The sequence below is a fragment of the Haemophilus influenzae genome (genome assembly GCF_003494325.1).
Lineage (GTDB): Bacteria > Pseudomonadota > Gammaproteobacteria > Enterobacterales > Pasteurellaceae > Haemophilus > Haemophilus influenzae_I.
In genome coordinates this window covers 221,690-237,060 of the sequence record NZ_QQIK01000002.1, presented here as the reverse complement: position 1 = coordinate 237,060, position 15,371 = coordinate 221,690, and the positions used below count along the sequence as shown (strand labels likewise).

Sequence of the window (15,371 nt, the reverse complement as noted above, 5' to 3'; positions counted from 1 at the left end):
TAGTCATTAAAACCTAGGGCAAACTGGATTCGCTCTTTTTCTATTTATGGAAAACTAATGAACTGGCAAACCGAACTTAATAATAGTTTAAACTGGATTTTAACCGCACTTTTTTGGGTGATATTGTGCTTTAGCGTAACAATGTTAGCCTTAAAACAAACTACTTTCGGCAAAAAATTCTGGTGTATTGTCTCTCCATCAATGGATAAAAAAACAAGCATTAAACTAATTTTAATGTTGTTAGCGCTATTTATAATGATATTGTTGGAAGTACGATTTAGTGTACTTAATTCATTTTTTTACAATGGATTGTATAGCTCAATGCAAGAATTAAATATTAAGAAATTTTGGTTCTTTGCAAAGCTAAATGCTCTCCTTGTGGTAGCACAAGTTATACATGCCATTGCTGATTACTTCTTTCAACAAGTATTTGAAATTCGTTGGTTGGAAAGCTTTAATGCAACACTTGTTAAACGCTGGCTAAATAAGAAAAAATACTATCGCCTAAAATATGAACGAGATTTACCGGATAATATCGATCAACGTATCGAACAAGATGCGAGAGAATTTATTACCAGTACGGTACAAATTGTGCGAGGCGTGATTAACTCGGTGCTCACGACCATTGAATTTACGATTATTTTATGGTCACTTTCCGGCGTATTAACTTTATTCGGATTTAATATCGAAAAAGGCGTTGTTTTCTTCATTTATGCCTTTATTATTTTTGCAACACTTATGTCTGTGTGGATTGGTCGCCCTCTAATTAAGCTAAATTTTACGAAAGAAAAACTCAATGGCAATTATCGTTATTCCTTAATCCGTGTACGAGACAATGCAGAAAGCATTGCTTTTTATAATGGCGAGCCAAAAGAACAAACTTTCTTACAACATCAATTCCGTCAAATTATTCATAACCGTTGGTCCATTGTATTAAAAATGTTGGGCTTAAATAGTTTCAACTCTGGAGTAACTCGCGTGGCCAAATTATTGCCTTTAATGTTACAAGCACCACGTTTTTTTTCTGGTCAGATAAAACTAGGAGATATGCATCAAACAGTCCAAGCATTTAACCGATTAATGACCGCACTTTCATTCTTCCGCTTGTTCTATGAGCAATTCACACTCTATCAAGCTCGGTTAAATCGTCTTTATGGTTTTATAACAAAAATGGATGAATTAGATAAACAAAACGTTCATCATCCTTTTCATTGCTCTCATCGTGTCGCCTTAAAAAACTTCGGTATTAAAGATGAACAAGGTCATGTACTACTCAATAATTTAAATATTCATTTAGAAAATGGAGATGCCCTATTGATTCAAGGTGCATCTGGAACAGGAAAAACATCGCTGCTAAAAGCAATTGCAGGAATCTATCCTTTTGAAACCATAGGTATTGCGGAGCATCCATGTATGGGAAGTTTATTCCTGCCACAACGACCTTATATGCCGCAGGGTACTTTACGAGAAGCAATTTGTTACCCGAATATCAATCCAAGTCATGCAGAATTAGAACAAACCATGAAAGATTGTGCGCTAGGAAAATATATACACTCACTTAATATAAAAAATGACTGGCAAGCGATTTTATCGCCCGGTGAACTTCAAAGAGTGGCGTTTATTCGTATTTTACTCACAAAACCAGATGTCGTATTTCTCGATGAAACGACTTCAGCATTGGATGAAACAACCGAGAATTTACTCTACCAAACAATTAAAGAGCGTTTGCCCGAAATGATCATTCTCAGCGTAGGTCATCGTAGCACATTACAGCAATTTCATAACAAACAACTAAAATTAGATGTATGTTTATTATGTGAAAATTAGAAAATAGCAAGTTAATATATCAGCCAAATATTTTATTTATTTTGATGCTAGTCTGAAGAGCGCCTATAAAATTAAAATAAAACTATAAAAAAAGCCCTCGATATTCGAGGGCTTGATTTTTTACTATCGTAATAAAAATTAGCGACGTAAATCTAAACGAGCGATAGTGCTTTGGTATAAAGCAAGATCAGTACGTTTTAAGTAGTCTAAAAGTTTACGACGACGAGAAACCATACGTAATAAACCACGACGACCATGGTGGTCTTTTTTGTGCTCTGCAAAGTGAGTTTGTAAGTGGTTGATTTGTGCAGTTAATAATGCGATTTGAACTTCAGAAGAACCGGTATCTTTCGCATCACGACCAAATTCAGCAACGATTGCTGCTTTTTTTTCAGTACTTAGAGACATTTTTTACTCCTAAAAAAGAGCGATCAAATAGCAATTCAAAAATGGATTTATGACGGAAGTGTTCTAAATTTAACGTAGTTAATGCTAATTGATTAAAGGCTATCGTTAATTTTTGATAAATTTTTTTAGAATCAGCTAATTGAAGCACATTTCCAGGATTTGCACTAATAAAAATATCACCTCTATTCCCTTGCTCAATTTGTTGACGCAAGATTCCGGCTGGACCACAAAATGCTTTAATCTCTATATGATGAATTTGTCGAAAAATATCAGATAATTCTTGCAGAGCATAACAAAAACTACCTGCGCTAAAAACAGTAATTGATTCCACAAGTTTTCCTTACTTTAATAACGTTTTATACAAGGGAACAAAATGCGTAAAAAAAGATTCTTTATATTGAGCTTGTTGTTCAAACATCGGTAAATGAAAAAGTGCGGTCAAATTTTCTGAGGTTAAAATATTCCTTGTTTCGCCAAATTTAAAATTTTGTTTATTTAACAATAAAGTTTTATTGGCTATCGCTACAACTTGATTAGGTTGATGTGTTGTGAATACGACAGTCATGTTCTGTGATTGTGCCAAATCGATAAGTAAAGACAGTACAATATCTTGATTTGCAAGATCTAATGCTGAAGTTGGCTCATCCAACAGTATCAATTTGCATTCTGAAGCAATGGCTCTCGCAATTAAAATTAGTTGTCGCTGCCCGCCCGAAAGCGAAGTAAATTCGCGCTTTGCCAAATGGGTCAAGTTCAAATAATCCAGTGCCTGCATGGCGACTTGATAATCATGCGGTTTCGGTTTGGCAAAAGTATTAATATGGGTTGAGCGCCCCATCAGCACAATATCCAATACGGAATAAGCAAAAGGCGAAGAAAAGAATTGCGGCACAAAACCGATAGATTGATACACCTCAATCTTGCCCTGAATCGGGCGATGAATACCAAGCAACAAATCCAACAAGGTACTTTTCCCGCAACCGTTTTGCCCTAAAATCGCCAGAATATCTCCTTTATTCAAATCAAAATTCAGTTGCTGAAACAGGAAGTTTTCCGCTTGGTAATAAAAACCTAGATTTTCCACGGAGAGCGCTTTATTCATTCATGCCTCCGCGTTTTAGTTTATATACCAATACACCAAACAACGGTGCACCAATAAGTGCGGTCAAAATACTGATTGGAATTTCGGCATCGGATAGGGAACGCGCAACATTGTCCACAAGCAACATATAAGTCGCCCCAACAAGCATGGTGCAAGGCAATAAACTTTGATGATTGGCGCCTACCAGCATACGGCTAAGATGAGGAATGATCAGCCCGACCCAGCCGATACTGCCGCTAATTGCCACCTGGCATGCCACTAACGAACCGCTTAAAAAGATCACTAACCAACGTAATGGGGCCACTTTCACGCCCAAAGCCTTGGCTTCTTTCTCATCTAAAGACAGTAAATTCAAGCGCCAACTTAAGCTGAGCAAAATCGAGCTACACAGCAAAAACGGGACAAAGAAAAAGAGGAGTTTTTCCCAGTTAGAGGTGGCAAAACTCCCCATCAACCAAAACACAATGCTTGGCAATTTTTCTTCTGTGTCGGAAATGTATTGCAATAGGCTCACTAGGGCTGAAAAAAGCCCGCTTAAAATCATGCCGATAAGAATAAGCATCAACAAGCTGCGTTGATTAAATTTGAAGCTAAATAGAAAAACCAAGGCAAGCGTGCCGAAGCCAAATAAAATAGTGCTGGCAAATAAGCCGTATAAACTGAATCCAAAGAAAATTGCCAAGGTGCCACCGAAGGCTGAACCGGAGGTCACGCCGATAATATGCGGATCCACTAACGGGTTACGAAAAATGCCTTGCAATACCACACCACTCAATGCCAAACCGGCACCCACGCAAAGTGCGGTTAAAATTCGAGGTAAACGCACTTGAAAAATCACCTGTTGCTGCACCGGGTCGATCTCAAGTGCGGTCGCTTTTGCCCACAGAATTTGCCCAATTTGCGGTACAGACAAAGAATACCGCCCTATTCCCAAAGAAATCACGGCGGTAATCACAAGCAACAGCGTTAAGCCAAAGAGAATTTTAGGGTAACTATCTGGCTGCATTGTCGGGTTTGTAAGAAGTGCGGTAGAATTTTTGGTAATAATCGTTCACCATTTTATCCAAATCCACGTCTTGGAAACGTTGCGGATAAAGGGCTTTAGCCAACCATACTTCGCCCAATGCTAAGGCTTCCGGCATCGGGTATCCCCAGGCTTTAGCATATTCCGGCATCAAAAAAACTTTTTTATCTTTCAGTGCCTGAATATTCGCCCAACCTTGATCGTTCAAAATTTGTGGTACTACATCAGGATAACGATCTTGCACCAAAATCACCGCAGGATTCCATTCCAACACATTTTCTAGAGAAACCTGTTTGAAACCTTTAATGGTTGCCGCTGCGACGTTATAAGCGCCCGCATGTTCCATCATAAGCCCCGTATATTTACCGGAACCATAAGTGCCTAAATCCGGATTTGCCATATAAGTGCGTACACGTTTATCGGCAGAAACGTCGCCTAGGCGATCTGCCAACAACTTGCGATTAGCAAAGGCAGCTTTCACTAACTCATCGCCTTGTTGTTTTTTCTCAAACACCTCGGCAATCAGTTCAATGCCCTGTTTTAAGCCGTCATTATAAGCTTTATCTTCGTCAGTTAAGGTTGGATTAAGTTTACCTTTTTCGCCCACTTCACCAGTACGCAAGGAAATGGCTACCACAGGGATATTCACGTCACTGATTTGCTTGATCATTTCAGACGGTGCGTAGTTAGTCACAAACACCACATCCGGTTTTAACGCCAACAGACTTTCAATATTAACGGAATTCAAATCGCCCGGCATCGCCATGTTTTCCAGCTCCAGCGCAAGGCGAACATAGTTTTTGCCTAGTTGTTTCTTCCAGTTGGAAAGCACTCCCACAATCTGTTTTGTGGCATCCAACTGCACGGCAATATTCAAGGTTTGGTGCTGTAACACCACGGCTCGGTTAATGTGATCGGGAATTGTCACTTTGCGATCGAGTTGGTCTGTAATAATGCGATCAGCTAATGCTGAAAAAGAAAGGGAACCGAGCAAGCCGGCAATTAACAATGATTTAAGTTTCATCGCACATCCTTATTTTAAGTAAGAAAATATCATTATACACATATTTATATAATGATAAACTCTGTACTCATATCTTTTCAATCACCACCTTTATATCTTCTGGCGGTGCATAATAAGGTGCAGAAGTGATAAATAAACGAATACCCAATTTGGCGTAATCTGATACATTATTTTTATTTACTCCTCCAGCGACAGAAAGCAGAATATCTTTCTGTTTTGATTGAAGTAGATCTAAAGCCTTTTTCACATCCTCCAATAACCATTTATCAAGTTGAATAATGTCGGGTTCAGCCATATACATTTGCTCAAATTGAGCATAATTATCTGCTTCTAAAGTAATTTTATTTTCAGGTGCTTCTTGACGTAATCTATCCACAATTTTCGTCCAATCATTTGGATCAGAAAGTAAGTTTCGATGATTAGTAAAAACCAAAAGAGTTTCGCTAACGCCTTGTCGATGAATATGCCCACCAGCGGCTAATACAGCATTCGTCGCAAGTTTACGCGTATTAGGAATACTTTTACGCGTGCAAGCCACAACAGCAGTTGGATTAACCGATTTGGCATTGGCAATCATTTCTGCAGTATATTGAGCAACCCCACATGACCATTCAAGCACCAATTGCACCACTTTCCAAGCTTGATGTAATTGTTCAGACATTCCTTCCGCACTGATCAACAAAGCACCTGATTCAACCCACTCCCCTTCTTTTACATATAAGTGCGGTTGAATATCCAGTTTTTTTAATAATTTTTCCGCAACAGAAACACCCGCCACAACCCCTGCATTTTTACGCTTAAACAGAATTTTTGCCGGAATATTTTCAATACCAAGGGCATGAGTGGTTAAATCACCACGATAAATGTCCTCAAGCAATAAATCATCCAATTCTTTATCTGAAAAATAAATCATCGTAACTCCTTAAATTAATTGACCCTGATATAACTGAATCTGCTTACCTGAAAAATACTCGGCTTCTTTTGGCTCATGCGTTACTAAAATTGTTGTAATTTCATTTGTTTGAATTAAATTTTTTAACACTTTCCAAATATCTTTACGCGAAGACCAATCTAAAGAAGAAAAAGGCTCATCTAAAAGTAATAAATCAGGACGATAAATTAGTGCCCTTGCTAAAGCTACACGCTGTTGTTCTCCACCGGACAACTGATGAGGATAGCGATTAATAAGATGATCTATTTTTAATTCAGATAATAATATCTGTTGTTCTGCATCAGATGCTGATGGATTAGCAAGTATTAAATTTCCTCGTACCGTTTTATGAGGAAACAAATAAAGTCGTTGATTTAAATAACGAAAATTTCTCTTCCACGGAGGATTATTTTCTAGAACTTGGTTATTCCATAAAATAGAGCCAGAATAATCAATATAACCAGCAATCGCATTTAATAAAGTCGTTTTTCCGCTACCTGATTCACCAACAACAGAAAGGCATTCACTTTTTTCAATTGAAAAAGAAATAGATTTTAAAATATTAGTTTGAAGATTCTGAACTATTAACATACTAAACAGCCCTATTAATCATCCGTAAAACTAGCAACAAACATGTAGATATAAATAAAAGCCATAATGATGCGCCAATAGCGATTTCAAAATCACCACTTGAAATATTCAAATAGACTGCCATAGGTAAAGTTTCGGTTTTAAATCGCGTTGCTCCTGCCAACATTAATGTGGCTCCGAACTCCCCTATTGCGCGAGACCAAGCTAAAACTGAAGCACAAACCAAAGGCTTCCAACACATAGGAATCTCTATTTTTATTAAAGTCTTAAACGGTGATAACCCAAGAGTATAAGATGCAAATCGATAACCTGATTCAAAGGAAGAAAAAATACCGCGAGTGCTGCGCAATAAAATCGAACTCGCAATATAAGTCTGAGCAATAATGATCCCTACAGGGGAAAAAATCCATTTACTTATAAAAGGAAGTAGTTCAGCCAATATCCCTTGTGAACTAAAAAGTAGAAGCAAACTTAGTCCTGTGACTAATGGTGGCAAAACCATTGGTAAATCAAACAAAGTGTCAAAAAATGATTGAAAAGGCAACCGCACTTGACTCATTCGCCATGCAGATGGGATAGCAATACATAATGCTAATATCAAAGAAAAAAGAGACGTTCCCAATGACATTAGCAATGCAAAATGCAATTCGGAATTAAATAATATTTGTTGAAAAAAATAAAAATCTAATTTTGCGATTAAAGAAAGCACCGATCCCATAATAACAAATAATAGTATTAATAATGGGATCAGCGCTAACTTTAAACTTAGACAATTATTTAGCCGGTAAGAAACCTTCATCAGTAAAATACTTCACGCCTTGAGGAGATTTAAAGAAATCAAATAACTGTTGAGCTTCTTTTGGATATTTAGAAGAAGAAAGTAGACCAATAGTAACTTTTTCTTCTGGTGTGCCTTTTGGACTTGGTAATAATTCAACCTTGTCTCGAACTTTCCAAGCACCTGAACGACCTACTACAGCTGCATCTACATCACCATTTAATAAATATAGCATTAATTGTTTTACCGTCGCAGCTTTCACAACAATTTTATCATTAAGTTGCTTTTGATATCCTGACAACTCAAACATTTTTTCAGCGCCTTTACCAAGAGCCATTGCTTTACTATCACCAATACCTAAACGTAATGAGCTTTCAGCTAATGCTTTAAAAGAATCAATCCCTGAAATTTTATCTTTACGAATAGCCATAACTGGAACATGCAATACTATGGTCCCTATATTGTTTACATCATTAGTTTTCTGTAATTTTGTGACATAATCCTCTAAACCCGCTAAAAAAAGATCACCACTTTTTACCGTGTTATAACGAGCTAGAATCTGTCCAGAACCACCATATTCAACAGTTACTTTATTTCCTGTTTCTTGTTCATATTGGTGAATAATTTTTTCCACAGGCTCCTTCAGTCCCGCCCCAGCATATAAATACAAGTCTGCAGCTTGTACAGAAAATGTAGTTAAAATCATTGAAGTTACCGCAACTAATTTTTTCATTTTCTCTCCTTATAAAATGAGTTTCAGCGAAAATCGATATATATAAAATTGTATAATGAATTATTCGAAAGATTTATTCAATCTTTAGTTTATAAATTAATCGATTTTTTTCTAATTTCATGACATGGCACTAATTGACTTAATTTTGAAACAACAAAAAAGGTTGGGACTCCCCAACCTTTCACTTAATCTTTCAATAATTTAATTTTTTCAATCACGTTTGTTGTTGAACAACCATTTTCAAAGTTTAGCACTTTAACATCGCCACCGTTTGCCCAAACTTCTTTACTGCCTGCAATCTCTTCGGGTTTGTAATCTCCACCTTTGACCAAAAGATCTGGTAGAATTTCGCCGATTAAACGTTGTGGTGTATCTTCAGTGAAAGGCACCAACCAGTCCACGGATGCCAAACCAGCCAATACCGCCATACGGTTTTCAAGATTATTAATTGGACGACTTTCGCCTTTTAAGCGTTTAACAGAATCGTCGCTGTTTACCGCAACAATTAAACGATCGCCCAATTTACGTGCATTTTCTAAATAAGAAATATGCCCTGGATGCAAAATATCGAAACAGCCATTAGTCATCACAATTTTTTCACCGCGTGCTTTAGCTTGTGCGACAGCATCTTTTAATTCTGCTTCACTCATAATGCCAAATCCCGTTTCAGGGCGAGCATGAATCGCATTTTCAAGTTCAACTGTAGAAACCGTTGAAGTCCCCAATTTCCCCACCACAATTCCTGCGGCAACATTGGCTAGGTAACAAGATTCTTCGAAAGAACGTCCATCTGCTAATGCGGTTGCTAATACGCTAATGACAGTGTCACCGGCTCCCGTCACATCAAACACTTCTTTTGCAACGGTTGGCAAATGATAAGGCTCTTGATTTGGGCGTAATAATGTCATGCCTTTTTCAGAACGCGTCACCAAAAGTGCGGTTAATTCAATATCAGAAATTAATTTTAAACCCTTCTTAATAATCTCTTCTTCTGTATTACATTTACCTACAACGGCTTCAAATTCAGACATATTGGGTGTCAATAATGTAGCCCCACGATAACGTTCAAAATCAGTTCCCTTTGGATCGATCAACACAGGCACATTCGCTTTGCGTGCAATTTGAATCATTTTCTGAACATCTTTAAGCGTGCCTTTGCCGTAATCAGAAAGAATCAAAGCACCGTAATTTTTCACCGCACTTTCTAACTTCGCTAATAAATCCTTGCAATCTACATTATTGAAATCTTCTTCAAAATCAAGGCGGAGCAGCTGTTGATGACGAGATAAAATACGTAATTTAGTAATGGTTGGATGGGTCTCTAATGCAACAAAATTACAATCGATTTTTTGTTTTTCTAATAAATGGGAAAGTGCAGAACCAGTTTCATCTTGTCCAATCAATCCCATTAACTGAACGGGTACATTGAGTGACGCAATATTCATCGCTACATTTGCAGCACCGCCCGCGCGTTCTTCATTTTCTTGTACACGAACCACTGGCACTGGTGCTTCTGGTGAAATACGGTTGGTTGCGCCGAACCAATAACGATCAAGCATCACGTCGCCTAATACAAGTACTTTTGCTTGCTTAAATTCTGCTGAATATTGAGCCATTTTAAAATCTCTCTATTTGAATAACCAAAATTGTGGCGATTTTACCACAACTCAAATTTACGATAAACTACGCCCCTAACTTACGTGGAAAGAACAATGAAAAACGAAAAACTCCCTCAATTTCAACCGCACTTTTTAGCCCCAAAATACTGGCTTTTTTGGTTAGGCGTGGCAATTTGGCGAAGTATTTTATGTCTTCCCTATCCTATTTTGCGCCATATTGGTCATGGTTTCGGTTGGCTATTTTCACATTTAAAAGTGGGTAAACGTCGAGCAGCCATTGCACGCCGTAATCTTGAACTTTGTTTCCCAGACATGCCAGAGAATGAACGTGAGGCGATTTTGCAAGAAAATCTTCGTTCAGTAGGCATGGCAATTATCGAAACTGGCATGGCTTGGTTTTGGTCGGATTCACGTATCAAAAAATGGTCGAAAGTTGAAGGCTTACATTATCTAAAAGAAAATCAAAAAGATGGAATTGTTCTCGTCGGTGTTCATTTCTTAACGCTAGAACTTGGCGCTCGCATCATTGGTTTGCATCATCCTGGCATTGGTGTTTATCGTCCAAATGATAATCCTTTGCTTGATTGGCTACAAACGCAAGGTCGTTTACGCTCTAATAAAGATATGCTTGATCGTAAAGATTTACGCGGAATGATCAAAGCTTTACGCCACGAAGAAACCATTTGGTATGCGCCTGATCACGATTACGGCAGAAAAAATGCCGTTTTTATACCCTTTTTTGCAGTGCCCGATGCTTGCACAACCACTGGTAGTTATTATTTATTGAAATCCTCACCAAACAGTAAAGTGATTCCATTTGCGCCATTACGCAATAAAGATGGTTCAGGCTATACCATGAGTATTTCAGCGCCTGTTGATTTTACGGATTTACAAGATGAAACGGCGATTGCTGCGCGAATGAATCAAATCGTTGAAAAGGAAATAATGAAGGACATAACAATATACATGTGGCTACATCGCCGTTTTAAAACACGTCCAGATGAAAATACGCCTAGTTTATACGATTAAAAGTGCGGTCGAATATCACCGCACTTTTTGATAGAATTTTCTCAAATTAAAAAATTAACGAATAATCTCACCATGACAACCAATTATTCAGCTCAAGAAATTACCGTTCTTAAAGATCTCGAACCAGTGCAAATTCGCCCGGGAATGTACACTGATACTACTCGCCCTAATCATTTAGCACAAGAAGTTATTGATAACAGTGTGGATGAAGCCCTTGCGGGTTTTGCCACAAAAATTGAAGTAATTTTGCACCCTGATCAATCCATTGAAGTCACAGACAATGGTCGCGGTATGCCTGTGGATATCCATCCTACGGAAGGCGTTTCTGGCGTAGAAGTGATCCTGACTAAACTGCATGCTGGTGGTAAATTCTCCAATAAAAATTATGAATTTGCGGGAGGTTTACACGGTGTGGGGATTTCTGTGGTGAATGCGCTTTCTGAACGCGTGGATATTCAAGTTAAACGCAATGGTGAAGTGTATAAAATTGCCTTTGAAAACGGCAGTAAAGTAGAAGAATTGGAAGTTATAGGGACTTGTGGCAGACGCACAACTGGAACAACTGTTCACTTCAAACCGAATCCAAAATATTTTGACAGCGCGAAATTTTCCGTTAGCCGCCTACGCCATTTATTAAGAGCGAAAGCGGTACTCTGCTCAGGGCTTGAAATCAAATTCATTGATAAAGTAAACAATACTCAAGACATTTGGTTATATGAAGATGGGCTTTCCGATTACCTTATCGAAGCAGTAAATGGCTTTGAAACCCTTCCGGAAAAACCATTTGTTGGCGAATTTAAAGGAGCAAATGAAGCCGTTAGCTGGGCATTACTTTGGTTGCCAGAAGGTGGCGAACTAATCGGCGAAAGCTACGTAAACTTAATTCCAACAATTCAAGGCGGAACGCATGTTAATGGTCTACGTCAAGGTTTATTAGATGCTATTCGTGAATTTTGCGAATTTAGAAATCTATTACCACGTGGGGTAAAACTTACCGCCGATGATATTTGGGATCGCTGTTCTTACATTCTTTCCCTTAAAATGCAGGATGCACAATTCGCAGGGCAAACAAAGGAACGCTTATCATCACGCCAAAGTGCGGTGTTTGTCAGCGGTGTTTTAAAAGATGCGTTCAGCCTATGGCTCAACCAAAACGTACAAGATGCTGAAAAATTAGCAGAAATTGCCATTAGTTCTGCACAACGCCGATTACGCGCCGCCAAAAAAGTCGTGCGAAAAAAACTCGTTAGTGGCCCAGCATTACCAGGAAAATTAGCTGATTGTGGCTCACAGGATTTAGAAAAAACGGAATTATTTTTAGTGGAGGGCGACTCTGCTGGCGGCTCAGCAAAACAAGCACGTGATCGCGAATATCAAGCGATTTTGCCGTTACGTGGGAAAATTTTAAACACATGGGAAGTTTCCCCTGATCAAGTATTAGGTTCAACCGAAATTCACGATATCGCCGTGGCTCTAGGGATCGATCCTGATAGCAATGATTTATCACAACTTCGCTATGGTAAAGTCTGTATTCTCGCGGATGCTGACTCCGATGGTCTGCATATTGCCACCCTACTCTGCGCCCTGTTCTTACGTCATTTTCCGAAATTGGTACAAGACGGTCACGTTTACGTAGCAATGCCACCACTTTATCGCATTGACTTAAATAAAGAAGTCTTCTACGCATTAGATGAAAGTGAAAAAGAGGCGATTTTAGATCGGTTGAAAAATAAAAAAGGCAAACCGAATGTTCAACGCTTTAAAGGTTTAGGTGAAATGAACCCGTCGCAATTGCGTGAAACAACAATGGATCCTAATACGCGCCGTCTCGTTCAATTAACTTATGATTTAGGGGAAGATCAAGGCTCAGATACATTAGAACTGATGGATATGTTATTAGCGAAAAAACGTTCCGAAGACCGTAAAAATTGGTTACAAGCGAAAGGCGATCAGGTTGATTTATCTGTTTAAACTAAATTAATCTCAGCAAATCCGAATTTCAATAAATTAAGAATATATTCAATTAACAGAAACCAAAATGACAAATATTAATTATGAAGGCATTGAGCAAATGCCTCTACGTACTTTCACTGAAAAGGCTTATCTCAACTATTCCATGTATGTCATCATGGATCGTGCGTTGCCTTTTATCGGTGATGGTTTAAAACCCGTTCAACGCCGTATTGTATATGCGATGTCTGAACTTGGCTTAAATGCCACGGCAAAATACAAAAAATCTGCCCGTACCGTCGGTGATGTACTTGGTAAATTCCATCCACATGGCGACAGTGCTTGTTATGAAGCTATGGTGTTAATGGCACAACCCTTCTCTTATCGTTATCCGCTTGTAGATGGTCAAGGTAACTGGGGGGCACCCGATGATCCAAAATCCTTCGCTGCCATGCGTTATACGGAATCACGCCTCTCTAAAATCTCTGAAATCTTGCTAAGTGAACTCGGACAAGGAACAGTAGATTATCAACCAAACTTTGATGGAACCTTGGCTGAACCACAATATTTACCTGCTCGTTTACCGCATATTTTATTGAACGGCACAACAGGTATTGCGGTGGGGATGGCGACAGATATTCCACCACACAATATTAACGAAATTGCTGATGCAGCAGTAATGTTGTTAGATAATCCTAAAGCGGGATTAGATGATGTACTTGAAATTGTTCAAGGCCCAGATTTTCCAACAGAAGCGGAAATTATTTCGCCAAAATCAGAAATTCGTAAAATTTATGAGCAAGGTCGTGGCTCAATAAAAATGCGTGCAACTTGGAAAAAAGAAGACGGCGAGATCATTATTTCTGCGCTTCCACATCAATCTTCTCCCTCAAAAGTTATTGCACAAATAGCCGAACAAATGACGGCAAAAAAACTGCCAATGCTAGAAGATATTCGAGATGAAGCCGATCACGAAAACCCAATTCGCATTGTGCTAGTCCCTCGCTCAAATCGCGTCGATACTGATGCCTTAATGGCACATTTATTCGCGACCACAGATCTTGAAAAAAGCTACCGTGTAAATATGAATATGATCGGGCTTGATCATAAACCAGCGGTAAAAGGCTTATTAGAAATCTTAAATGAATGGCTCACTTTCCGTCGCACAACGGTCACTCGTCGCTTTCAATATCGCCTAGATAAAGTGCTCTCTCGCTTGCATATTTTAGAAGGCTTGATGATAGCCTTTTTAAATATTGATGAAGTTATCGAAATTATACGCCACGAAGATGATCCAAAAGCAGAGCTTATGGCACGCTTTAATTTAAGCGATGAACAAGCCGATGCCATTTTAAATTTACGCTTACGTCATTTAGCGAAATTAGAAGAAAACCAACTCAAAGCTGAACAAGATGAACTTGAAAAAGAGCGGTTAAATTTAGAAGCAATTTTAGGATCAGAACGCCGTTTGAATACGCTTATCAAAAAAGAAATTCAAGAAGATGCGAAAAAATATGCCAGTCCACGTATGTCTCAACTGGTCGAACGTGAAGAAGCCAAAATGATCTCTGAAAGTGATATGACGCCAGCAGAACCAGTTACTGTCATCTTATCAGAAATGGGCTGGGTACGTTGTGCAAAAGGACACGATATTGATCCTAAATCATTAAGCTACAAAGCTGGCGATAGCTATCTAGCTCACGCTTGTGGCAAAAGTAATCAAGCCGTTGTATTCATTGATAGCACGGGGCGGAGTTATGCACTCGATCCGCTTTCATTGCCTTCCGCTCGCTCCCAAGGCGAACCACTTACAGGTAAACTCAATTTACCCACTGGTGCGACCATTGAATATGTTGTAATGGCCAGCGAACAGCAAGAATTATTGATGGCTTCTGATGCGGGATATGGTTTTATTTGTAAATTTGAAGATTTAATTGCACGTAACAAGACTGGAAAAGCCTTGATTTCTTTACCAGAAAATGCCAAAGTGTTGAAGCCTAAAACATTGATAAATTCTACCGCACTTGTTGTCGCAATCACATCAGCAGGCAGAATGTTGATTTTTCCAGCACAAGATTTACCGGTATTATCAAAAGGTAAAGGCAATAAAATGATCACTATTCCCGCAGCGAATGCAAAAGATCGTAGCGAACTATTGACAAAATTATTGCTTATTTCAGATCAAGCAAGTCTTGAATTTCATTCTGGAAAACGAAAAATTGTATTAAAACCAGAAGATCTGCAAAAGTTCCGTGCAGAACGAGGCAGAAAAGGTTCGACATTACCACGTGGATTACATACCAATCTTGAAATTATGGTAGTCGAGCCGTAACACAACACATCACTTAAACATAA

14 protein-coding genes are annotated in these 15,371 nt (G+C 38.6%); 4 read left to right on the top strand and 10 right to left on the bottom strand.

The genetic code is table 11. The annotated features are described in order from the left end of the window. Positions 1-57 precede the first annotated feature (57 nt). Positions 58-1,827 carry an ABC transporter ATP-binding protein/permease gene (locus tag DV356_RS04380; protein ID WP_118806575.1) on the top strand — a complete coding sequence of 590 codons (1,770 nt, stop codon included), beginning with the start codon at positions 58-60 and terminating at the stop codon, positions 1,825-1,827. Between the two features lie 138 nt (positions 1,828-1,965). On the opposite strand, the gene rpsO is transcribed toward DV356_RS04380, so the two are convergent. The 10 genes from rpsO to hldE all read right to left on the bottom strand — a co-directional run bounded on the left by rpsO (position 1,966) and on the right by hldE (position 10,034). Then, complete coding sequence (rpsO, locus tag DV356_RS04375; protein WP_118806574.1) at positions 1,966-2,235, bottom strand: 30S ribosomal protein S15; 270 nt, start codon at positions 2,233-2,235, stop codon at positions 1,966-1,968. Next, positions 2,219-2,566, bottom strand: coding sequence for a substrate-binding domain-containing protein (locus DV356_RS04370; protein ID WP_005693485.1), 348 nt, complete (start codon positions 2,564-2,566; stop codon positions 2,219-2,221). The genes rpsO and DV356_RS04370 overlap by 17 nt, the downstream gene beginning before the upstream one ends. A gap of 9 nt (positions 2,567-2,575) precedes the next feature. Beyond that, positions 2,576-3,337 carry a molybdate ABC transporter ATP-binding protein MolC gene (gene molC, locus DV356_RS04365; protein ID WP_118806573.1) on the bottom strand — a complete coding sequence of 254 codons (762 nt, stop codon included), beginning with the start codon at positions 3,335-3,337 and terminating at the stop codon, positions 2,576-2,578. Then, positions 3,330-4,343, bottom strand: a complete 1,014-nt coding sequence (gene molB, locus DV356_RS04360; protein WP_118806572.1) for a molybdate ABC transporter permease MolB — start codon at positions 4,341-4,343, stop codon at positions 3,330-3,332. Before molB ends, molC begins: the two co-directional genes overlap by 8 nt. Next, positions 4,330-5,385, bottom strand: coding sequence for a molybdate ABC transporter substrate-binding protein MolA (molA, locus tag DV356_RS04355; protein ID WP_118806571.1), 1,056 nt, complete (start codon positions 5,383-5,385; stop codon positions 4,330-4,332). The genes molB and molA overlap by 14 nt, the downstream gene beginning before the upstream one ends. A 67-nt stretch (positions 5,386-5,452) precedes the next feature. Next, the gene (gene modD, locus DV356_RS04350) at positions 5,453-6,298 is read right to left on the bottom strand and encodes a ModD protein (protein WP_118806570.1); all 846 of its coding nucleotides are present in this window, start codon (positions 6,296-6,298) and stop codon (positions 5,453-5,455) included. Between the two features lie 9 nt (positions 6,299-6,307). Beyond that, positions 6,308-6,907, bottom strand: coding sequence for an ABC transporter ATP-binding protein (locus DV356_RS04345; protein ID WP_005645090.1), 600 nt, complete (start codon positions 6,905-6,907; stop codon positions 6,308-6,310). 1 nt (position 6,908) lies between these two features. Next, the gene (locus DV356_RS04340) at positions 6,909-7,706 is read right to left on the bottom strand and encodes an ABC transporter permease (RefSeq protein WP_032826922.1); all 798 of its coding nucleotides are present in this window, start codon (positions 7,704-7,706) and stop codon (positions 6,909-6,911) included. After that, complete coding sequence (modA, locus tag DV356_RS04335; RefSeq protein WP_118806569.1) at positions 7,681-8,418, bottom strand: molybdate ABC transporter substrate-binding protein; 738 nt, start codon at positions 8,416-8,418, stop codon at positions 7,681-7,683. Before modA ends, DV356_RS04340 begins: the two co-directional genes overlap by 26 nt. 185 nt (positions 8,419-8,603) lie before the next feature. Continuing rightward, positions 8,604-10,034: a bifunctional D-glycero-beta-D-manno-heptose-7-phosphate kinase/D-glycero-beta-D-manno-heptose 1-phosphate adenylyltransferase HldE gene (gene hldE / locus DV356_RS04330; RefSeq protein WP_005688478.1), complete on the bottom strand. Its 1,431-nt coding sequence runs from the start codon at positions 10,032-10,034 to the stop codon at positions 8,604-8,606. 96 nt (positions 10,035-10,130) lie between these two features. Between hldE and htrB the strand changes: the two genes are divergently transcribed. The 3 genes from htrB (at position 10,131) to parC (ending at position 15,348) form a co-directional block, all read left to right on the top strand. Further along, a complete protein-coding gene (gene htrB, locus DV356_RS04325; RefSeq protein ID WP_118806568.1) occupies positions 10,131-11,066 on the top strand; it encodes a lipid A biosynthesis lauroyl acyltransferase HtrB in 936 nt (311 codons plus the stop codon). A 72-nt stretch (positions 11,067-11,138) separates the two neighbouring features. Continuing rightward, positions 11,139-13,037 (top strand): DNA topoisomerase IV subunit B, encoded by a 1,899-nt coding sequence (gene parE, locus DV356_RS04320; protein ID WP_005692944.1) that lies wholly within the window; start codon positions 11,139-11,141, stop codon positions 13,035-13,037. Between the two features lie 67 nt (positions 13,038-13,104). Then, positions 13,105-15,348 carry a DNA topoisomerase IV subunit A gene (gene parC, locus DV356_RS04315; protein ID WP_118806567.1) on the top strand — a complete coding sequence of 748 codons (2,244 nt, stop codon included), beginning with the start codon at positions 13,105-13,107 and terminating at the stop codon, positions 15,346-15,348. Positions 15,349-15,371: the final 23 nt, after the last annotated feature.